The following is a 20,639-nucleotide window of genomic DNA, read 5'->3' as shown; positions in this document are numbered from 1 at the left end:
CCGAACCGCCTGCGGCGCCCGCCCGCAGGCGGGCGCCCGTTCCACCGCGCACCCCATGAACGCCACCCAAGACGCCGCTTCCGAAGCCACCAGCCCGGCCCCGCTGGAGTCCACCGTGCACGCGCCCGTCCAGGGGTCGCGCATGGGGCTGAACCTGTTCTGGCGAACCTTCTTCCTGCTCGCGCTGCTGCTGGTGGGCTCCATCCTGGCGTGGCTGCAGACGCTGCGCGCGCTGGAGTTCGAGCCGCGCACGCTGCACACGGCGCAGCAGATTGCCTCCATGGTCAACCTGAGCCGCGCGGCGCTGGTGCACGCCGACGCCATCGCGCGCGTCTCGCTCATCAAGACCATGGCCGACCAGGAGGGCGTGCGCATCCTGCCGCGCGAGCCGGGCGACCATTTCGAGCTGCTCGACGCCACCGACCTGGGCCTGCGCCTGACCGAGGCGCTCACCGAGCGCCTGGGCCCGGGCACCGTGGTGGCGCGCAGCGTCAACGGCGAAGAGGGGCTGTGGGTGGGCTTCACCATCAACGACGACCCCAACTGGCTGCTCATGGACCGCTCGCGCTTCAGCCCCGCCGGCGGCAAGACCTGGCTGGTGTGGCTGGCCACGGCCACCATCCTGTCGCTGGTGGGCGCGGCGGCCATCGCCGGGCTCATCAACCGGCCGCTCAAGCAGCTCTCCAACGCCGCCAACCGCGTGCGCGAGGGCGACTTCGCCGCCAGCCACCTGGACGAAGAGGCCGTGACCAGCGAGATCCGCGAGGTCAACATCGGCTTCAACCGCATGGCGCAAAAGCTCGCCAAGCTGGAGCAGGACCGCGCCGTGATGATCGCCGGCATCTCGCACGACCTGCGCACGCCGCTGGCGCGCCTGCGCCTGGAAACCGAGATGAGCGTGAACGATGACGTGGCGCGCGAGCACATGGTGGCCGACATCGTGCAGCTCGACGCCATCATCGACAAGTTCCTCGACTACGCGCGCCCCGACCACGTCTCGCTCACGCCGGTGAACCTGCACGCCGTGGTGTCGTCCTGCGTCTACGCCGTGCAGGACCACCGCGAGCTGCAGATCACCATGAACGTGCCCGAGGACCTGAACGTCATGGCCGACGAGGTGGAGCTGGCGCGCGTCATCTCCAACCTGCTAGAGAACGCGCGCCGCTACGGCAAGACGCCCGACACCGACATCACCAGCGTGGACATCGCCGCCAAGGGGCGCGAGAACTGGGTGCTCATCAAGATCCGCGACCGGGGCAAGGGCGTGCCGCCCGAGCAACTGGCCAACCTGACCAAGCCCTTCTTCCGCGGCGACTCGGCGCGCACCGCCGCCGCGGGCGCGGGCCTGGGCCTGTCGATCGTGGACAAGACGGTGCAGCGCATGGGCGGCATGTTCGCGCTGGCCAATTCCAGCACCGGCGGGCTGGCGGCGCACATCCAGTTGGAGCGCGCGCGCAACCAGCCCAAGGGCGAGGACCCCAAGCAGCGCCTGCAGCGCCCGCAGATCAAGCGCCACCTGCCCCGGCGCCCGCCCGCCGAGGACAAGGACTGAGGACGCACCGGATTTTCAGCAAAAACGGCCTCCAGCCCTTACCCAGAAAGCGCCAGGAGCTATCCGATAGATAGCAAAACCTCAGCCGCCCCCGCGCCGTACCAGCAGCGCGGCCGCGCGCGCCTCGATCGCCAGGCCCTGGCCCACGGGCCCCAGGCGCTCTGCGGTCTTGGCCTTGATGTTGATCTGGCCCGCCTCCAGCCCCAGCGCGTCGGCGATGCGCGTGCGCATGGCCGGAATGTGCGCCGCCAGGCGCGGCGCCTGCGCCACGATGGTGCTGTCGATGTTGCCCACCTCCCAGCCTGCCGCGCGCACGCGCCGCAGCGCCTCGGCCAGCAGCACGACCGAGTCGGCGCCACGGAATTGCGCATCGCTGTCGGGAAAGTGCGTGCCGATGTCGCCCAGCGCCGCCGCGCCCAGCAGCGCGTCGGTGATGGCGTGCAGCAGCACGTCGGCATCGGAGTGGCCGAGCAGGCCCAGGGCGTGCGGCACCTCCACGCCCCCCAGCACGAGGCGGCGCCCCGGCACCAGGGCGTGGATGTCCCAGCCCTCGCCTATGCGGAAATTGGTCATTGGAAAAAACTCAGGAGAAAAAAGGATTGTTGTGCGGATCGCCCGCCGCCACGCCACGCCCGCCGCCAAAGCGCTCCAGCGTGCCGCTGTGCATGCGCAGCATGAGCACCGCCGTGGCCAGGGCGAAGTCGTCGGGATAGGTCACCTTGAAATTCTGCGCGCCGCCCGGCACCAGGCGCGGGTGCAGGCCCGCCGCCTCGATGGCGCTGGCCTCGTCCGTCACCGACAGCCCGGCGCGCTCGATGGCGCCCAGCAGCGTGCCGATGCGGAACATCTGCGGCGTCTGCGCCAGCCACTTGTCGCTGCGCTCCACGGTGCTGGCCACGCGCACACCGCCCGGGCCGTCGGTGGCGGTCTTGAGCGTGTCGGCCAGCTTGTGGCCCAGCAGGCCGCCCACGGCATCGTGCGCGCAGGCGTCGATGAGCGCGTCGATGCGCTCGGCGGTGATGAGGCAGCGCGCCGCGTCGTGCACCAGCACCCAGTCGGCGGGCACGGCGCCGCGCGCCAGCAGCGCGCGCAGCCCGCCCAGCACCGTGGCCGCGCGCGTCGGGCCGCCGCAGGGTTCGGTGGCGTAGCTGGCGTGCGGGTAGGCGTCGAGGAATGTGTCGCCCGGCACCACCGCCACCAGCGTGCCCGCGAGCCGCGCCACGCCGGCGAACGCCGTGAGCGTGTGCAGCACCAGCGGGTGGCCCGCCACCACCTGGTACTGCTTGGGCAAATCTGCCGCCGCGCCCGCGGGCACGGCGCGCGAGCCCGTGCCCGCGCAGGGCACCAGGGCCCAGAAACGCCCGGGCGTGCCGGGGGCGAAGGATGGCGGTGCTGGCATCTCGGTCATGCGCGCCATTCTAGAATTGCCCCGCTCCAAATAACGCCTGCCGCCCTTGCGCGCGCACCAGGCCGCCCGCATGCAACTGCCCAAACTCTCCCCCGGCAAACGCTTCGCCCTGCCCCGCCCGGCAGGCAGCAGCGATGCCCTGCTGCTCGCCCGCCTGGGCGAGCGCGAAAAAGCCGCGCGGCGCACCGTCGCCATCGTCACCGCCGACGCATCCGACGCCCGGCGCCTGATCGACGAAATGGCGTTCTTCGCGCCCGAACTGCGCTGCGCCATGTTCCCCGACTGGGAAACGCTGCCCTACGACGCCTTCTCGCCGCACCAGGACCTGATCAGCGAGCGCCTGTCCACGCTCTGGCGCATCTCCCAGGGCGAGGCCGACGTGGTGCTGGTGCCCGCCACCACGGCGCTGTACCGGCTGGCGCCGCCGTCGTTCCTGGCGGGCTACACCTTCCACTTCAAGACCCGGCAGAAGCTGGATGAAGCCAAGCTGCGCGCCCAGCTCACGCTGGCGGGCTACCAGCACGTGGGCCAGGTGGTCAGCCCCGGCGAATACGCGGTGCGCGGCGGGCTGATCGACCTGTTTCCCATGGGTTCGCTGCAGCCCTACCGCGTGGACCTGTTCGACGACGAGATCGACTCCATCCGCACCTTCGACCCCGACAGCCAGCGCAGCCTCTACCCCGTGCCCGAGGTGCGGCTGCTGCCCGGGCGCGAATTCCCCATGGACGACGCGGCGCGCGCGCGCTTTCGCAACCGCTGGCGCGAGCTGCTCGAAGGCGACCCGACCAAGAGCCGCATCTACAAGGACATGGGCAACGGCGTGGCCACGGCCGGCATCGAGTACTACCTGCCGCTGTTCTTCGACGAAACCGCCACGGTGTTCGACTACCTGGGCGAACACGCCACGCTGGTGCTGCACGGCGAGCTGGAGGGCGCCTTCCAGCGCTTCTGGCAGGACACGCGCGAGCGCCACCGCATGCTGGCCGGCGACCCCGAGCGCCCCGCGCTGCCGCCCGATGCGCTGTTCCTCAGCGCCGAGCAGTTCTACCAGCGCGCGCGCGACTGCGCCCAGCTCGCGCTGCGCGAGGGCACGGCCGACGTGGAGGACAACGCCTTCGCCCAGAAGCTGCCCGAGCTGACCGTGGTGCGCGGCGCCGAGGACCCGCTGGCGCGGCTGCAGGCGCACATCCGCGCCACGCCGCAGCGCGTGCTGCTGCTGGCCGAGAGCAACGGGCGGCGCGAGAGCCTGCTGGACTTCCTGCGCGCCTCGGGCCTGAACCCGCCCGCCTTCGATTCGCTGGCCGAGTTCGAGGCCCATGGCGACGAAAAGACCGGCATCGCCACCGCCGCGCTGGCGCAGGGCTTCGCCTGGGCCGAGCAGGGCATCGACTTCGTCACCGAGACCGAGCTGTTCGCCGCCGGCCCCACCACGCGCCGGCGCAGGAAGCAGGAGCAGGTCAGCGACGTCGAGGCGCTGATCAAGGACCTGTCCGAGCTCAACGTGGGCGACCCCGTGGTGCACAGCCAGCACGGCATTGGCCGCTACCGCGGGCTGGTGCACATGGACATGGGGCAGCAGAACCCCGACGGCTCGCCCGCGTTGCAGGAATTCCTGCACCTGGAGTACGCCGACAAGGCCACGCTCTACGTGCCCGTGAGCCAACTGCAGCTCATCAGCCGCTACACGGGCGTGTCCGCCGACGAAGCGCCGCTGCACAAGCTGGGCAGCGGCCAGTGGGACAAGGCCAAGCGCCGCGCCGCCGAGCAGGTGCGCGACGCCGCCGCCGAGCTGCTCAACATCTACGCCCGCCGCGCCGCGCGTGAAGGCCACGCCTTCCGCTACAGCCCGCAGGACTACGAGCAGTTCGTGGCCGATTTCGGCTTCGAGGAAACGGCGGACCAGAACGCCGCCATCCATGCCGTCATCCAGGACATGGTCTCGCCGCGCCCCATGGACCGCCTGGTGTGCGGCGACGTGGGCTTCGGCAAGACCGAGGTGGCGCTGCGCGCCGCTTTCGTCGCCGTCACGGGCGGCAGGCAGGTGGCCTTCCTCGCGCCCACCACGCTGCTGGCCGAGCAGCATTACCAGACGCTGGTGGACCGCTTCAGCAAATGGCCGGTGAAGATCGCCGAGGTCTCGCGCTTCCGCTCGGGCAAGGAGATCAATGCCGCCATCAAGGGCATTGCCGACGGCTCGGTGGACATCGTGGTGGGCACGCACAAGCTGCTCTCCGAGTCCACCCAGTTCAAGAACCTGGGCCTGCTCATCATCGACGAAGAGCACCGCTTCGGCGTGCGCCACAAGGAGGCCATGAAGCAGCTGCGCGCCGAGGTGGACGTGCTCACACTCACCGCCACGCCCATCCCGCGCACGCTGGGCATGGCGCTGGAGGGCCTGCGCGATCTCTCCGTCATCGCCACCGCGCCGCAGCGCCGCCTGGCCATCAAGACCTTCGTGCGCAACGAAGGCCAGGGCGTGATCCGCGAAGCCGTGCTGCGCGAATTGAAGCGCGGCGGGCAGTGCTACTTCCTGCACAACGAAGTCGAAACCATCGAGAACCGGCGCCAGAAGCTGGAGGAATTCCTGCCCGAGGCGCGCATCGCCGTGGCCCACGGCCAGATGCCCGAACGCGAGCTGGAAAAGGTGATGCGCGACTTCGTGGCGCAGCGCTACAACATCCTGCTGTGCTCCACCATCATCGAGACCGGCATCGACGTGCCCAGCGCCAACACCATCGTCATCAGCCGCGCCGACAAGTTCGGCCTGGCGCAGCTGCACCAGCTGCGCGGGCGCGTGGGCCGCAGCCACCACCAGGCCTACGCCTACCTGCTGGTGCCCGACACCGAGGGGTTAACGAAGCAGGCCGCGCAGCGCCTGGAAGCCATCCAGCAGATGGAGGAGCTGGGCAGCGGCTTCTACCTGGCCATGCACGACCTGGAGATCCGCGGCGCCGGCGAGGTGCTGGGCGAGAGCCAGAGCGGCAACATGCTGGAAGTCGGCTTCCAGCTCTACAACGAGATGCTGTCCGAGGCCGTGAACAGCCTCAAGGCCGGCAAGGAACCCGACCTGCTGGCGCCCATGCAGGCCGCCACCGACATCAACCTGCACGCCCCGGCGCTGCTGCCGAACGACTACTGCGGCGACGTGCACCTGCGCCTGTCGTTCTACAAGAAGCTGGCCACCGCCAAGGCCAGCGCGCAGATCGACGCGCTGCTCGAAGAGATCGTGGACCGCTTCGGCAAGCTGCCCGCGCAGGCGCAGACCCTGATCGACGTGCACCGCCTGCGCGTGCTGAGCCAGCCCTACGGCGTGCAGAAGGTGGACGCGGCGCCCGGCGTCATCACCATCACCTTCAAGCCGCAGCCGCCGGTGGACCCGATGGCCATCATCGGGCTGATCCAGAAGAACAAGCACATCAAGCTCGCGGGCAACGAGAAGCTGCGCATCGAACGCGCCCTGCCCGACCCCGCCGCGCGCGCGCAGATGGTGCGCGACCTGCTGCGCAGCCTGGGGCAGCCGCTTACCGTTTTTAGCGGCTGAAACACCCCGTGCCCCTCACCGCATCGCACCTGGCGCCCCCTGCGCTGGCAGCCGCCACCCTCCCCCGGCCCGCACTGACCCGGCAACTGCTGGACGGCGGCCTGGGTCGGCTCACGCTGGTGCACGGCCTGCCGGGCAGCGGCAAGACAGTGCTGCTCGCCAACGCCCACGCCCAGTTGCATGCCGAGGGCGCCGCCGTGGCGTGGCTGATGCTCTCGCCTGCGCACGGCGACCCGGCGCGGCTGCAGGCGGATTTGCACCAGGCCTTGTGCACGCCCCTGGCCGCAGGCGCCAGCGCCTTCATCGACGGACTGGACCAGTTGCCCGCGCCCGCCGCGCAAACCCTGGTGGAAGGGCTGCTGGCGGGCCTGCCGCCCACGGCGCGCGTGATCGCCGCTGGCCTGCCGCTGCGCGGTGCGGCGCTGCAGGATGCGCGCCTGCGCGGGCTGGTGCGCGCCATCGGCCCCGATGCGCTGCGGCTGGACGATGACGAGGCAGCCGCGCTGCTGGCGCCCGCGTACAACGCTCTGCAGGCGCGGCACCTGAACCGCTTTCTGGAAGGCTGGGCGGCGGGCCTGCGGTTTTTCACTGAATGGCCCATCGCCATCGACACCAGCGCGGAAGGCGACTGGCCCCTGCCCGCAGCGATGGCCGAGTACTTCGACGACGTGGTGTGCCTGCGCATCGCGCCGCCCACGCTCGATGCACTGGCCCAACTGGCGGTGCTGGAACGCTTCACCCCCGCCCTGCTCCACGCCCTGCCCGAGCCGCCTTGCGCCTGGCCACTGGTGGACGCGCACATTCGCGCCGGGCTGTTTTTGCGCTGGCGCGATGCCGCCCGCGAATGGGCCATGTTCCACCCGGCTTTCGGCCAGCACCTGCGCCAGCGCCTGCGGCGCAGCCGCCCTGCGCGGCACGCCCAGCTCAAGCAGTTCGCCGCCGACTGGTTCCGCCAGCACGGCTTTGGCGCAGAGGCCGTGCGCCATGCCGCTGCTTTGGATGACCCGCAGCAGGCCGCACGCATCATCGAACATGTCGGCGCCATCAACGTCGATGTGGACGACGGACCCGACACACTCGCACCGCGCCTGCTGCCCCCGGCCAGCGCGGCGCAGTGGCCACTGCTGTTTCTGGGGCAGACCTACCAGCGCATCCGGCGCGGCAGACAGCGGCAGGCGCACACCGCGTTCCGGCAGGCGTGGGCCTTGACCGATGGCTTCACCCGGCTGGATGCAGGCTGCGACGCCGCCACCGCCAAAACGTGGGCGGACATGATGTGCGCCGTCTTCCGGCTGGTGTTCGATGAACCCGTCGCGCCCTGCGGCCTGTCGCAACTGGCGCAGGCGATGGAGCGCCACCAAGACCCGCAGCCCGTGCTGGCAGCCAGCATCGCATCGGTGCTGGCCTTGGCGCATCTGGATGCAGCGCGTTACGCCGAGGCGCTGGACGTATGCAACGCGGGCATGGCCGCCCTGCCCCAGCCCGTGCGGAACAAGGCCGCAATGTGGGTGCGCCAACACCAGTCATCGGCCATGCTGGCGCTGCACAGCGTGGCCGATGCGCAGCGCTGCATCGAAGACGCCTGGCGTCTGGCGCACATCGAGGGCCACCCTGAAAGCTATGAAGTCCTCAGCACCCAACTGCACCAGGGCATCGTGCTGTACGAGGGCAACCAGCCCGACGCGGCGATGGCCTTGATCGCCCCGGCGCTGGCACGCATCCGCACCGTCAACGGCTGGGTCAGGCTGTATGCCGACAGCTACGCCGCAGCCGCTGCCATGGCCTGCCAGCAAGGAGGATGGGAAGCGGCAGAGGCCATCCTGCGGGCAGGCGAAGCCTTCGCGCACGAACGCCACCTGCCCCGCCTGCGCGATGCGCTGGCCGTCATCCGGCTGCGCGAGCTGACGCGCAGCGGCCAATGGCAGCCCGCCCGGCAATGGCTAGACACCGAACCGCTGGCGGCGCTGCTGGCATCCGATGACGAAGATGGCCGCGCCATGCTGGCCCGTGCCCCCGCGCTGCATGCAGCGGCACAGCTGATGCTGGAGCTGGGCCAGCCACGCGAGGCGCAGCGCCATCTGGCGCGCATGCCCGCAGCCTTCATCGGCGGGGCCAGCAACCGCCTGAGGCTGCGCCACCATGTGCTGCTGATGCGCACGCACCATGCCCAGCGCCGCACCGGCGCGGCCCTGGCCCATCTGCGTGAGGCCGTGGAGATCGCCCGGCTGGGCGGCCTGCTGCGCCAGATGCTGGAGGATGCGCACCGGGTGGTGGACATCCTCGCCAACTGCACGGCTGCGGCGCATGCGCTGCCCGACAGCGCAATGCGCTATGTGGACGAAGTGCTCAAACCGCTCATCAAACCGCAATTGGCCCCGCAAGCCGCTTTGGATTCCCCTCGGGGCTGCCAGCCCCACGGCGCGTTGAGTCCGCGCGAGGGCCAGATCATTGCGCTGATGGCCGAGGGACTCATCAACAAAGAGATTGCCACGCGCCTGGGCATCTCCGAGGGCACGGTCAAAACCCACCGCAAGGGCATCCACGAAAAGCTCGGCGTTACCACCCGCTCGCAGGCCATTCGCCGCGCGCGTGAGCTGCTGCTTATTTGACGCGCTATTTGACACGCAGGCAGGCGTTGATGGCCCCGGCCATCGTGCTGCCGTACACCACGGCGGGGTTGTTGGCGCTTTGCAAGGCTTGTTGCAGCGGCTCGCCCCCTGCGGTGAAGTAGCGGGCCGCGCAAACGCACAGGTCATCGCGCTTTTGCCCGGTGCGCCGAAGCTGGGCCCGCACCGCGTTGGCGTCGAACCCCGGCATGGGGAAATCGTCGCGCAAGGCCATTGCGCACATGTCGGCATCGCTGCGGTCATAGTCCACACGCTCCGGGGCCAGATCGCCATCCGTCACCTCTGCTTTGCGGACCTTCTCAGGCGGCTCCAGGCAGGCCGTCATGGCGTTGCGGATGAGGCGGGCCATGAACACCTCGGTATCCTCCTTGCCCGGCCCGCCGGTCTGCGTTTCGAAAAATTCACCCACGCAGGCGCAGTACGCGCCGCGTTCGCGCCCGGCCTTCACTGCCTGCGCAGCAAAGGGGATACCGCCCAAACCGCCCGCATCCCACACCCGGTGGCAGGCGCGCTGGCCCAGATCGTGCAGCTGCACGCGCACATCCTGCGCCCCGGCAGACACAGCCCACAGCGCCATCACCCCCCACAGGCATGCCCGGTGCCCGCCCATTCCCTTGAGTTCTGTCATTGCCATAAAACTCAAAAATGATAGCTACCAGCGCTTGCCATATAAGCGCCGGAAGCCAATTTCATGTTGATTTTTTCGCCATTTTCCTGCGGCGCAGCGCGGGCGCGCCCCACAGCGCCACGGCAGCCAGCAAGCCGCCCGTGAGCAGCCCCCCCCATTCAGACAGCGTGGGCACGGGCTGGACAGCGGTTGCGCCGGTAGCGGTGACGGTCAAATTGGCTACCGCGCCGATCACCACATCGGGATCACTGGCGCTGAACACATTGCCAGCGTCGTTATAGACGTAGGAACCCGCCGCATTGGCCGTGATTTCATAGGTGATCTGGCAGGTAGCACCGACAGGAATGCCGATATTGCTGAAGTTCAGGTGGGCAGTAGAAACACTATAGGTATTGCAGCCTGCAGAGGTGGCGTAACTGTTGATGCTCAAACCCGCAGGCAGCGGGGGGTTGGTGATGTCCAGGTTCGAGACGGCGGCCAATCTGGTGTTGAGGATGCTGAACCTCAGCTCCGTCGTCTGCCCCTGCGCGATGGAATTCGGGACAAAGGTTTTGGCGACGGTGATGGTCTGCGCTTGCGCGACCGTGGCCAGGGGCAGGGCCAGGGCGGCAATGGCACGCAGAGCGCGGCCCGTGCGAAAGGCCGAGGATGGATGGTGCATGGTGTGCTTTTCTTTCGTCATGGTGATGGGGACAGGCCTCAGCAGCCCAGCATCTTTCCGGCCATCTGGCCGAGCGAGCCGCCGAGCTGGCTCAATCCGCATTCGGGCTTGCCGGCATCGCCCTGCGGATGGCTTGCGGTGTCGCTCCGGGGCGTGCCGCTTTCCACAGTGCCTTGCGCCGCGCTTTCGGGCGGCAGCATGGCCGCCGTGGCGGCATTGGCGTTGGCCAGCAACTGGCGCTGCTCGGTCGTCAGCGGGCGCTTGTTGACCAGCGCGGCATTGGCCTTGCCCAGGGGGCCATCGAGACGATCGTCGCCGAACATGGCTTTGTAGACCTCGCTGGCGTCTTCATCGCCCGGCCCCTGGCGCGGGTTGCGGCCACCGGTGATGGCGTAGATGTTGTTCCAGTCGCGGTAATGCGCCGAGCGGATGTCCTGCACCGACAGGTGTTCGTAGCCGCTGGTGCACCAGATGCCCCATTCGGCAATCTCGCCCGCCTTGCATGCATTGTTGCCCTTCGGACGCGCCTTGGCCGGGCGTGCATAGTCGGTGGTGCATTTGTCCATGTACGTATGGAAACCTGCCGGGCAGCGGTCGCCCTTGTTGGCCTTGGCCATCACATGGGGGTTGGCCAGTTGCGGGTGTTCTTCATGGCCTTTCACGCACCATTCGTTGCGGTAGTTGCCATAGCCCGATTTGCAACTGCCGCTGCCATTGCGGTAGATGGCGGGGGAGTTGTTGTACTGCGGGTAGCACTTGAGCGGCGAGGTTTCAAAGTTGCCGTTGCCCTGCTGCCACCTGGGTGGGCAGGACTTGGCTTTTTCGAGATAGACCGCCCGATCCTCATACTGGTTCTTGGCCACGCTTTCGGTGGGCATGCCCAGAACCACCACGGCCAGCGCCGCCGCAGCAATGGCCGGCAGGGCGGCCCCGTTCAATAGTGGGTGCATGTCTGTGTGCTCCTTTGCGCCTTGGCGGTAAAAAGGGCGCAAGCGTAGAGAGCGGCCAGCCACCCGACAACTCCACCAAATGGGGGAGGGAGCATCAAAGACTTGGGACTTTTTCACTCCCCCTTCGGTTTGCCGTCAAAAACATCCGCCAAATAAGCCGCAAGTCGCTGGCGCACGAAACGCACGGCGCACCCGGCGGCGCTGTGGACGCCGCTGCTCGCCAGCCTGGCCGTGCTGCCTTGGGCCTGGGCGCTGCCCACGCTACACCGCATGCAACTGCAACTGCAACTTCTAGGTCACCGCCACCGCAGGCGCCACGGCCACCTGCACCGCCAGCGCGAACCCGGACCACGCCTTCAAGGGCTGGGGCGGCGACTGCGCTAGCGCGGGCACCAGCACCACCTGCACGCTGGCCAGCGTGACGGCGCCGCGCAGCGTCTCGGCCAGCTTCGGCCCCTGGAGCCTGGCGCTGCTGGGGCTGCTGCTGGGCGCGCTGGCCGGGTGGCGGCGCAGGGCGGCGCAGGGGCCCGGCCCGGGCCGCGCGGGGTGGCGTACCATTCCACCCTGCCCCGCACAAGCGCCCCTTCCGGGCGCTTGTGCTTCTTTCGCCCCTACCTCCACCGACACCACATGCCCTGGGAAGCCGCCCTCAACGCCCTGGCCCTGCTCGTGGCGCTGGCGCTGCGGCCCTGGCGCATGCTGGCGCCGCGCCGCCTGCGCACGCCGCAGGGGCCGGTGAGCGAGCCTTCGCCCCTCATCACACCGCTGCTGGCCACGCTGGTGCTGCTGCCCTGGATGTGGGCCTTGCCGACGCTCACGCGCATGCCGCTGCAACTGCAGTGGTCGGGCGCCTGCCTGGTGGTGCTGATGCTGGGCTGGCCGCTGGCCATTCCGGTGCTGGTGGGCGTGGGCGCGCTGGCCTGGCTGCTCTCCCCCGCCATGGACTGGAGCCACGCCCTGGCGGCCATGGCCTGGCAGGGCGTGGTGCCGGCCACGCTGGCGCTGGGGCTGGGCGCGCTGCTGCGCCGCCTCACGGGCACGCGTCCGTTCGTCTACGTGCTCGGGCGCGCCTTCCTGGGCACGGTGGCCTGCCTGTTCGCGGCGGGCGCGCTGGCCCAGCTCGGCGGGCACGAACTGCCGGGCGTGGACGAAGACCTGTCCCTCGTGGCGCGCTGGCTCATGGCCTGGGGCGACGGCTTCGTCACCGGCATGCTCGCGGCCGTCTTCGTGGCGTTCAAGCCCGGCTGGCTCGCCACATGGTCCGACCAGCTCTACCTCCCGCCCCCCGGTAAGGCTGACTAAGGTCAAACGCAGGCTTGATCCAAAACAAATTCCCACAGACCTTTCAGGGGCATAGTCAGACCCCATATCTGTGGACTCTGTGGAGGGAGTTATGAAGCTGTTGACCGACCTGTTCGCCACCGACTACGGCCTCATGAGCGTTTTCGTGATCGTCTTCATCCTGGTCATGGCGGTGTTCTTCATCCGCCTGTTCCTGGGCAAGATCAACGAGGGCGCGCTTGCCGCGCCGCCGGTCACGCAAGGCGACAAGGCAAAAAAATAAGGTTCCGGGGTTCTCCTCTGCGCGGGCTACCATTGCGGACTTCGTGACCGCAACGTAGCCCGCTTTTTTTCATGACCCACGCCACCGAATTCGCACCCGGCATCACCGTCCAGGGCATCACCGCGCCCCTGGCCCTCAAGGATTACAAGCTCATCGCCTTCGACATGGACTCGACGCTCATCAGCATCGAGTGCGTCGACGAGATCGCCGCCGCCGTGGGGCGCAAGGCCGAGGTCGCGGCCATCACCGAAGCGGCCATGCAGGGCATCATCACCGACTACAAGGAAAGCCTGCGCCAGCGCGTGGCGCTGCTGCGCGGCGTGACGGCGGCCCAGCTCGAAGCGGTCTACACCGAGCGCCTGCGCTTCAACCCCGGCGCCGAGGCGCTGGTCGCCGCGGCCCGGCAGGCGGGCCTGACGACGCTGCTGGTGTCGGGCGGCTTCACCTTCTTCTCCGACCGCGTGAAGGCCCACCTGGGCATCGACTACGCGCGCTCGAACATGCTGGAGATCGAGAACGGCCTGCTCACCGGCCGCATGGTCGACCAGGCCTGGGGCGACATCTGCGACGGCGCCGAAAAGCGCCGCACGCTGCTGGAGCTGGCCTCGCTCATGGGCATAGCGCCGCACCAGGCCATCGCCGTGGGCGACGGCGCCAACGACCTGCCGATGATGGGCGCGGCCGGCCTGTCCGTGGCCTACCATGCCAAGCCCGCCGTGCGCGCGCAGGCCAAGGTGGCCATCCACCAGGGCGGGCTGGACCGGCTGCTGGAAGTGCTGCGCTGACCGGCGCCCGAGGAACTCCTGTATTCATAGCTGCCAGCGCTTTCCAGGAAAGCGTTCAAGGCCAATTTCATTGCATACTCATGGGATAAAAAACCCATGTCATATATGAATATGAAAATAAAAGCTACGTCCTAACGCCCTGGCCGCACTACACTTGCGGGCAGCCAGCGCCGTGCCACCAGCACGGCGCGGTGCCATCCAAACCCTTCCAAGAAACGGATCTCCGATGCTGAAGAAAACCCTCACCGCCATCGCCCTGGCCGCCGCCGCGCTGGGCGCCAACGCCGCCGACGCCGTGCTGAAAGTGGCCGCCACGGCCGTGCCGCACGCCGAAATTCTGAACTTCGTCAAGCCCCAGCTCAAGGCCCAGGGCGTGGACCTGCAGGTCAAGGAATTCAGCGACTACGTGCAGCCCAACATCGCGGTGGAAGACAAGCAGCTCGACGTGAACTTCTTCCAGCACCAGCCCTACCTCGACAGCTTCAACAAGGACCGCAAGACCAGCCTGGTGGCCGTGCCCGACGGCAAGGTGCACGTGGAGCCCTTCGGCGCCTATTCGAGCAAGATCAAGAACATCAAGGACCTGAAGGACGGCGCCACCGTGGCCATCCCCAACGACCCGTCGAACGGCGGCCGTGCGCTGATCCTGCTGGCCAAGCAGGGCCTGATCGAGCTGAAGGACCCCAAGAGCCTCACGCCCACGCCGCTGGACGTGGCCAAGAACCCGAAGAAGCTCAAGTTCCGCGAACTCGAAGCCCCGCTGCTGCCGCGCGCGCTGAACGACGTGGACCTGGCGCTGATCAACACCAACTACGCCATCGAGGCCAAGCTGAACCCGACGAAGGACGCGCTCTTCATCGAGGGCGCCGACTCGCCCTACACCAACATCGTGGTGTCGCGCACCGACCGCGCCCAGGACCCCACCATCGCCAAGCTGATCAAGGCCCTGCACACGCCCGAGGTGAAGAAGTTCATCCAGGACAAGTACAAGGGTGCCGTGGTGCCGGCGTTCTGAGCCCGGGCCACACCCACACCGTGAAACGCTGCCTGCGGGCAGCGTTTTTTTTGCCCTGCGCCATCGCATGCATGGCTGCCGGCCCTGCCCCCATCAGGCGCCCCGCGCCACCCACCAGGCCAGCGCCAGCATCATGGCGCCGGTGAGGCCATCCAGCACCCGCCAGGCGCGCGGATCGGCGAACACGCCCTGCAGGCGCCGCCCCGCCAGCGCCAGGGCCACGAACCAGGCCAGGCTGGCGCTGGCCGCGCCAAGCACGAAGACGCCCTTGCGCCAGCCCTGCTGGCGCGCGCCGATGGAGCCGATCAGCACCACCGTGTCGAGGTAGACATGCGGGTTGAGCAGCGTGATCACCGCCAGCCCGCTGACCACGCCAAGCACGCCGCGCGCCACGCGCGCGCCGCCCGCGGCATCCATGCCGCCCCCCGGCGCGAACAGCGCGCGGTGCCAGGCGAACAGCCCGTACGCCAGCAGGAACAGCGCCCCGCCCCACTGCAGCCACTGCGCCAGCGTGGGCGAGCGGCCCAGCAGCTGCGCCATGCCGGCCACGCCCAGGCCCACCAGCAGGGCATCGCTGGCCACGCACCAGGCCACGCACACGCGCACATGCTGGCCGCGCACCGCCTGGCGCAGCACGAACAGGTTCTGCGCCCCGATGGAGACCAGCAGCGACATGCACACGGTAAAGCCCGCGAGCCAGGAGGAGGACCAGGGCGCCAGGCCCGCAGCAAGGTTCGACATGCGCCCGATCGTAGGTGGGCACATGATTTACGTACACTTCAAATTCCTAACCTATATTCAGTAAAACTTCATGCTCGACTATGCTGGACTCGAAGCCCTGGCCGCCGTGCTGCGCGAGGGCAGCTTCGAGCGCGCCGCGCGGCGCCTGCACGTCACGCCCTCGGCCGTGTCGCAGCGCATCAAGCAACTGGAGGAACGCGTGGGCCAGGTGCTGGTGCAGCGCGGCACCCCCTGCACCGGCACGGCGGCGGGCCGGCGCCTGTGCCTGCACCTGGAGCAGGTGGCCCTGCTGGAGCACCAGCTGCGCCGCACCCACCCCGACCTGCTGCCCGGCACCGCCGCCGCCCCCACCCTCAAGCTGGCGGTGAACGCCGACTCGCTCTCCACCTGGTTCATGGACGCGGTGGCCGCCTTCACCGCCGGGGGCGAAGAGCTGCTGGACCTGCGCATCGACGACCAGGAGCACACCGGCGAGCGCCTGCGCCAGGGCGAGGTCATCGCCGCGGTGACCGCCACGGGCACCCACATTCCCGGCTGCAACACCTGGCCGCTGGGCACCATGCGCTACGTGGCGGCCGCCAGCCCCGCCTTCGTGCGGCGCCACTTCGCCGCAGGCCTGACCCCAGGGGCGCTGGCACGCGCGCCGATGATGATCTACGGCCGCAAGGACCGGCTGCAGGACCAGTGGCTGCACGGCCAGGGGCTGACGCCGCGCACGCAGGCGCCGCGGCACTTCATGCCGTCCACCATGGACTACGTGCGCGCGTGCGAGATCGGCGTGGGCTGGGGCATGCACCCCACGGTGCTGGCGCGCGCGCAACTGGCCCAGGGCACGCTGGTGGAGCTGAAGCCGGGCGCGGTGCTCGACGTGCCGCTGTACTGGGCCCACCCGCGGAGCGCGCAGCAGACGCTGGAGCGGCTCACGCAGTGCGTGATGGCCGCCGCCCGCGCCTGGCTGGCGCCGTTCGAGACGGCGCCGGATGCTCCTGAATAAATAGCTGCCAGCGCTTTCCCTGCAAGGGATGGAGGCCTTTTTTCCTTAAAAAAGCGCAGGATCAGTGCGCGGCCGCCATGGGCAGGCCCGGCACCAGGCGCAGCGCCTGCGCCGGCAGGCTGGCCGGCACCTGCGCCTGCGGCACCAGGTCGGCCAGGGTCACGCCGTCGAGCACCGAGAGGTAGGACTCGGTGGCGCGGCCCAGCACGCCCTTGAGCACACAGTGCGCGCTCATGCGGCAGGCGTTGAGGGCCGGGTTGAAGCACTCGACCATGTCGAAATCGGTCTCCATCAGGCGCACCACGGCGCCGATGCTGATGCTGCCCGCCGGCTTCATCAGCCGCATGCCGCCGCCGCGCCCGCGCGTGGTCTCCAGCAGCCCCTGCGCCGCCAGCTCCTGCACGATCTTGGTCAGGTGGCTGCGCGAAATGTTGTGCGCCGCCGCCACCTCGCTGATGGTCACCGGCTGCTCGCGCGCCTGGCAGGCGGCGCAGTACATGAGCACGCGCAATGCGTAATCGGTCCACTGGGTCAGGCGCATGGGCGAAATTGTCCTAAGTCAAGAAAACAGGCATGTCTTCTGTATTTTATTTCGATAAAATAATCATGTCGAATGAATCTTTAAAAGGACGCCCCACCATGAATGCCCGTCTGCCCCAGACCCCGATAGACGCCGAGCAAGCCATAGGCCAGATTGCCGTGCAGTTGCCCGGCTCCACCGCCGTCTTCCGCCGCCTCAAGCTGGACTTCTGCTGCGGCGGCCAGGTGAGCCTGCGCCAGTCCTGCGCCGCCAAGGGGCTGGACCTGCAGGCCGTGGTGGATGAGCTGTCCACCCTGCAGCGCCCCACCGAGCTGCCCGACGCGGGCACGCCGTCCGAGCTGATCGACCACATCCTGGCGCGCTACCACGAGGTGCACCGCGCCCAGTTGCCCGAGCTGATCCGCATGGCGCGCCGCGTGGAGGCCGTGCACCGCGACCACTCCGAGGTGCCCGCCGGCCTGGGCGACGCGCTGGAGGCCATGGAGCAGGAACTGCTCGGCCACATGCACAAGGAAGAGGCGGTGCTGTTCCCCATGCTGCGCGCGGGCGGCAACAGCTTCGTCACCCAGCCCATCGCCATGATGCGCCACGAGCACAACGACCACGGCGAGGCGCTGGAGCACATCGCCCGCCTGACCCACGACATCACCCCGCCGCTGGGCGCATGCAACACCTGGCGCGCGCTGTATGCGGGCCTGGCGCAGTTGCGCGACGACCTGATCAACCACATCCACCTGGAAAACAACGTGCTGTTCCCGCAGTTCGAGCGGGCCGCCACGCAAGGCTGCGGCGGCGGCAACTGCGGCTGCAGCTGAGGGCACGGGAGCCGCCCGGGCGACAATGGCGGCCATGGCACCCGACCACGCCCCGCTCCCGCTGGACCTCGACAGCATCACCGCCCTGGTGCACGGCTTCTACGCCGACGTGCGCGCCGACCCGCTGCTGGGCCCAGTCTTCGCCCAGGCCATCGGCACGCACTGGGATGCGCACCTGGCGCGCATGGTCGATTTCTGGAGCACCGTGGCCCTGGGCAGCAAGCGCTACCGGGGCAGCGTGGCAGCCCGGCACCTGGCGCTGGAGGGCATCACGCCGGCGCACTTCGCCGCCTGGGTGCGGCTGTGGGCCCGGCACACCGACGCGCGCTTCACCCCCGAAGCCGCGCGGCAGTTGCAGCAGGCGGCACACGGCGTGGCGCGCACCCTGTTCCGCGTGTGCCTGGGGCAGCCTCCGGCATTCGTGCAGGCGCACGGCCACGCCCGCTGAGCGCTGCTTTTTTCAAGCAAAAACCGCCTCGAACCCTTACCCAGAAAGCGCCACCAGCTAGAAAAAGAGGAGCGCCAGCGCCCTTCAGCCTTGCGCCTTGCGCGCCGCGGCGCGCAAAGGCTGGAGCAAATGCCCGAGCCCGTTGTGGTCGATCTCGTGCATCAGCGCCAGCAGCCGCCCCAATTCGCCGCGCGGAAAGCCCTCGCGCGCGAACCAGGCCAGGTAGTTGCCGGGCAGGTCGGCCAGCACGCGCCCCTTGTACTTGCCATACGGCATTTCGGTGGTGACGAGGCGCCGCAGCAGTTCGGGATCCATGGCGTATCTCAGAGACGCGGCGGTTGCTGCAGCAGGTGGAAGTCCAGCAGCCGGGTGGCCATCACGGTCTCGGTGAGGAAGAACACCAGCGCCAGCAGGAAGGACAGCACGCCCGCCAGAAAGCCCGCCACGGCCATGCGCGCGGCCTGCAGGCCCATGATTTCGCCCAGGAACAGCAGGATGATGGTGAGCCCGATGAGGAAGGCGCACAGCGTGAGCAGGCCGATGCACACGTTGGCCATGCGCCCGCGCGTGCGCAGCGTGGCCAGCTCGGCGTAGGTGCGCTGGATCAGCTCGGCATCGTCGCTGGCGCGCGCCTTGTCCTCCACGACGCGCGCGCGGTCGATGATGCGCGCCAGCCGCCCGGCCACCGCGCCGATCATGCCGGCCACCGCCGTGAGCAGGAAAACGGGCGCCACCGCGAGCTGGATGCCATGCGTGATGGCCGTCGAATCGAGAGGTACGGGCATGCAGATGTTTTTCTCAATAGTGAGGGGGTAATTCGTCACGCAGGCTGCGCGCCGCGCCCTCGGGCTGCTGCTGGCGCAGCGCCTGCAGTTCACGCTGCAGCTGCTCGATCTGCAGTTGCTGGCGGTAGATGGTGAGGTTGAGCTGGTCCAGCAGGTCTTCGGTGAAGGCGGCCTTCACCTCCAGCGCCTCCAGCCGCTGCGGCGTATCCGGCATCAGGCCTGCACCGCCTGGGCCAGGCGCGCCACGCCCTCGCGGATCTTGTCCACGTCGGCCGTGGCGAACGACAGGCGCAGCGTGGCGTGGTCCGGCTCGGCGCAGAAGAACGGCGTGCCCGGCACGAACGCCACGCCCTTGTCGATGGCGCGCTGCGCCAGCACGTTGCCATCGGCCACCTTGCCGCCAGCGCCGCTCAGGCGCGCCCACACGAACAGGCCGCCCTGCGGCTGCACGAAGCCGATGGCATCGCCCAGGTCCTGGCGCAGCGCATCGCCCATGGCCTGGGCGCGCCCGGCGTAGACCTGGCGCACGCGCGCCAGCGTAGCCGGCATGCGCCCGGCCTGGAGGTAGCGCGCCGCCGTGGCCTGGGCGAAGGTGCTGGTATGCGCATCGCTGAACTGCTTGCACATCGTGGCCTTGGCCAGCAGCGCGGCCGGGGCGATCATCCAGCCCACGCGCAGCCCGGGCGAGAGCACCTTGCTCAGCGAGCCGCAGTGCACCAGCAGCTCGCGGCTGCCCGGCACCTCGCGCGACAGCGCCAGCAGGCTGGGCGGCGGCGCCGCGCCGAAGTACAGGTCGCCATACGGGTCGTCCTCGACGACCACGGTCTGGTACTTGACGGCCAGCTCCAGCACCTTGCGGCGCCGCTCCAGGCTGAGCGTGGCGCCGCTGGGGTTGCCGAAGGTGGGGATCAGGTAGACGAACTTGGGGCGGTGCTCGGCGATCAGTTGCTCCAGCCGGTCGGTCTGCACGCCCTGCCCGTCGATGGGCGCGCTGATGAGCTGGGCGCCGTACAGCCGGAAGCACTGGATGGTGGCGAGGAACGTCGGCCCCTCGACGATCACTTTGTCGCCGGGCGAGACCAGGGTCTTGCCCAGCAGGTCCAGCGCCTGCTGGCTGCCGGTGGTGACGATCAGCCCCTCGGGCGCCACGTCCGGCGCGCCCTTGGCCGCCATGAACGCGCTCAGCTGCTCGCGCAGGGGCTGGTAGCCTTCGGTGGCGCCGTACTGCAGGGCCGCGCCGGGCTCCTCGCGCAGCACGCGCTCGCTGGCCTCGCGGATGCCCTCCACGTCGAACATGGCGCTGTCGGGAAAGCCCCCGGCGAAGCTGATGATGCCGGGCTTGCCCAGCAGCTTGAAGAGTTCGCGGATGGCGGAGGTTTCTACGTTGTTCAGACGGTCGGCAAATTGCAATGGCATGTTGAGGCTCACCTTTCGCCAGGGATTGTCGCCAAATCCACCGGGGCTTTCGGGCAACGCCCGCGCACGCCCCCACAGCGCGCACCGGCAAGCGGCATCGGGACCCGCGCGCTTGTCTTCCGCCAGAATCCCCACCTGCGGCCACGAGGTGCGGCCACGGCAACCCAT

At 69.1% G+C, this 20,639-nt stretch carries 22 protein-coding genes; 10 read left to right on the top strand and 12 right to left on the bottom strand.

Going from position 1 to position 20,639, the window contains the following annotated elements; translation table 11 throughout:
• Nucleotides 1-55 precede the first annotated feature (55 nt).
• Nucleotides 56-1,552, top strand: coding sequence for a HAMP domain-containing protein (locus YS110_00315; protein ID UJB63318.1), 1,497 nt, complete (start codon nt 56-58; stop codon nt 1,550-1,552).
• An 81-nt stretch (nt 1,553-1,633) separates the two neighbouring features.
• Here YS110_00315 and YS110_00310 read toward each other — a convergent pair whose 3' ends face one another.
• Nucleotides 1,634-2,125 (bottom strand): 2-C-methyl-D-erythritol 2,4-cyclodiphosphate synthase, encoded by a 492-nt coding sequence (locus YS110_00310; GenBank protein ID UJB63317.1) that lies wholly within the window; start codon nt 2,123-2,125, stop codon nt 1,634-1,636.
• 10 nt (nt 2,126-2,135) lie between these two features.
• Nucleotides 2,136-2,960: a 2-C-methyl-D-erythritol 4-phosphate cytidylyltransferase gene (locus YS110_00305; GenBank protein UJB63316.1), complete on the bottom strand. Its 825-nt coding sequence runs from the start codon at nt 2,958-2,960 to the stop codon at nt 2,136-2,138.
• A gap of 70 nt (nt 2,961-3,030) precedes the next feature.
• Between YS110_00305 and mfd the strand changes: the two genes are divergently transcribed.
• Both mfd and YS110_00295 read left to right on the top strand, forming a co-directional pair.
• Nucleotides 3,031-6,501, top strand: a complete 3,471-nt coding sequence (mfd, locus tag YS110_00300) for a transcription-repair coupling factor (protein ID UJB63315.1) — start codon at nt 3,031-3,033, stop codon at nt 6,499-6,501.
• 8 nt (nt 6,502-6,509) lie between these two features.
• Nucleotides 6,510-9,110 carry a helix-turn-helix transcriptional regulator gene (locus YS110_00295; GenBank protein ID UJB63314.1) on the top strand — a complete coding sequence of 867 codons (2,601 nt, stop codon included), beginning with the start codon at nt 6,510-6,512 and terminating at the stop codon, nt 9,108-9,110.
• A 4-nt stretch (nt 9,111-9,114) separates the two neighbouring features.
• Here YS110_00295 and YS110_00290 read toward each other — a convergent pair whose 3' ends face one another.
• From YS110_00290 to YS110_00275, 4 genes are all read right to left on the bottom strand, one after another.
• A complete protein-coding gene (locus YS110_00290) occupies nt 9,115-9,756 on the bottom strand; it encodes a hypothetical protein (protein UJB63313.1) in 642 nt (213 codons plus the stop codon).
• A gap of 61 nt (nt 9,757-9,817) precedes the next feature.
• Nucleotides 9,818-10,438, bottom strand: a complete 621-nt coding sequence (locus YS110_00285; GenBank protein ID UJB63312.1) for a hypothetical protein — start codon at nt 10,436-10,438, stop codon at nt 9,818-9,820.
• Between the two features lie 17 nt (nt 10,439-10,455).
• The gene (locus YS110_00280) at nt 10,456-11,367 is read right to left on the bottom strand and encodes a hypothetical protein (GenBank protein UJB63311.1); all 912 of its coding nucleotides are present in this window, start codon (nt 11,365-11,367) and stop codon (nt 10,456-10,458) included.
• A gap of 291 nt (nt 11,368-11,658) precedes the next feature.
• A complete protein-coding gene (locus YS110_00275; protein UJB63310.1) occupies nt 11,659-11,925 on the bottom strand; it encodes a hypothetical protein in 267 nt (88 codons plus the stop codon).
• Nucleotides 11,926-11,997: 72 nt separating this feature from the next.
• On the opposite strand from YS110_00275, the gene YS110_00270 reads away from it, so the two are divergent.
• From YS110_00270 to YS110_00255, 4 genes are all read left to right on the top strand, one after another.
• Nucleotides 11,998-12,669 (top strand): hypothetical protein, encoded by a 672-nt coding sequence (locus YS110_00270; protein UJB63309.1) that lies wholly within the window; start codon nt 11,998-12,000, stop codon nt 12,667-12,669.
• 91 nt (nt 12,670-12,760) lie between these two features.
• Complete coding sequence (locus YS110_00265) at nt 12,761-12,931, top strand: DUF3149 domain-containing protein (GenBank protein ID UJB63308.1); 171 nt, start codon at nt 12,761-12,763, stop codon at nt 12,929-12,931.
• 71 nt (nt 12,932-13,002) lie between these two features.
• The gene (serB, locus tag YS110_00260; GenBank protein UJB63307.1) at nt 13,003-13,716 is read left to right on the top strand and encodes a phosphoserine phosphatase SerB; all 714 of its coding nucleotides are present in this window, start codon (nt 13,003-13,005) and stop codon (nt 13,714-13,716) included.
• A gap of 226 nt (nt 13,717-13,942) precedes the next feature.
• Nucleotides 13,943-14,731 (top strand): ABC transporter substrate-binding protein, encoded by a 789-nt coding sequence (locus YS110_00255; protein UJB63306.1) that lies wholly within the window; start codon nt 13,943-13,945, stop codon nt 14,729-14,731.
• A gap of 93 nt (nt 14,732-14,824) precedes the next feature.
• Here the strand turns inward: YS110_00255 and YS110_00250 are convergent, their stop codons facing one another.
• A complete protein-coding gene (locus YS110_00250) occupies nt 14,825-15,472 on the bottom strand; it encodes a LysE family transporter (protein ID UJB63305.1) in 648 nt (215 codons plus the stop codon).
• Nucleotides 15,473-15,542: 70 nt separating this feature from the next.
• Between YS110_00250 and argP the strand changes: the two genes are divergently transcribed.
• On the top strand, nt 15,543-16,466 hold the full coding sequence (gene argP / locus YS110_00245) for an HTH-type transcriptional regulator ArgP (protein UJB63304.1): 924 nt from the start codon (nt 15,543-15,545) through the stop codon (nt 16,464-16,466).
• Between the two features lie 61 nt (nt 16,467-16,527).
• On the opposite strand, the gene YS110_00240 is transcribed toward argP, so the two are convergent.
• The gene (locus YS110_00240) at nt 16,528-17,007 is read right to left on the bottom strand and encodes an Rrf2 family transcriptional regulator (protein ID UJB63303.1); all 480 of its coding nucleotides are present in this window, start codon (nt 17,005-17,007) and stop codon (nt 16,528-16,530) included.
• Nucleotides 17,008-17,105: 98 nt separating this feature from the next.
• Here YS110_00240 and ytfE point away from each other — a divergent pair, with 98 nt between their 5' ends.
• Both ytfE and YS110_00230 read left to right on the top strand, forming a co-directional pair.
• A complete protein-coding gene (gene ytfE / locus YS110_00235) occupies nt 17,106-17,822 on the top strand; it encodes an iron-sulfur cluster repair protein YtfE (protein ID UJB63302.1) in 717 nt (238 codons plus the stop codon).
• A gap of 34 nt (nt 17,823-17,856) precedes the next feature.
• Nucleotides 17,857-18,270, top strand: coding sequence for a group III truncated hemoglobin (locus YS110_00230; GenBank protein UJB63301.1), 414 nt, complete (start codon nt 17,857-17,859; stop codon nt 18,268-18,270).
• An 84-nt stretch (nt 18,271-18,354) separates the two neighbouring features.
• Here YS110_00230 and YS110_00225 read toward each other — a convergent pair whose 3' ends face one another.
• The 4 genes from YS110_00225 to YS110_00210 are packed head-to-tail and all read right to left on the bottom strand — an operon-like array spanning nt 18,355 to nt 20,465.
• On the bottom strand, nt 18,355-18,585 hold the full coding sequence (locus YS110_00225) for a DUF3820 family protein (GenBank protein UJB63300.1): 231 nt from the start codon (nt 18,583-18,585) through the stop codon (nt 18,355-18,357).
• A gap of 8 nt (nt 18,586-18,593) precedes the next feature.
• Nucleotides 18,594-19,055: a DUF2721 domain-containing protein gene (locus YS110_00220; GenBank protein UJB63299.1), complete on the bottom strand. Its 462-nt coding sequence runs from the start codon at nt 19,053-19,055 to the stop codon at nt 18,594-18,596.
• 13 nt (nt 19,056-19,068) lie between these two features.
• A complete protein-coding gene (locus YS110_00215; protein UJB63298.1) occupies nt 19,069-19,269 on the bottom strand; it encodes a SlyX family protein in 201 nt (66 codons plus the stop codon).
• Nucleotides 19,269-20,465: a PLP-dependent aminotransferase family protein gene (locus YS110_00210; GenBank protein ID UJB67299.1), complete on the bottom strand. Its 1,197-nt coding sequence runs from the start codon at nt 20,463-20,465 to the stop codon at nt 19,269-19,271. The genes YS110_00215 and YS110_00210 overlap by 1 nt, the downstream gene beginning before the upstream one ends.
• Nucleotides 20,466-20,639 lie beyond the last annotated feature (174 nt).

It is taken from the genome of Acidovorax sp. YS12 (assembly GCA_021496925.1).
GTDB lineage: Bacteria > Pseudomonadota > Gammaproteobacteria > Burkholderiales > Burkholderiaceae_C > Paenacidovorax.
Note: the sequence above shows the minus strand (reverse complement) of the source record. Positions and strands in the feature narration are given on the sequence as shown.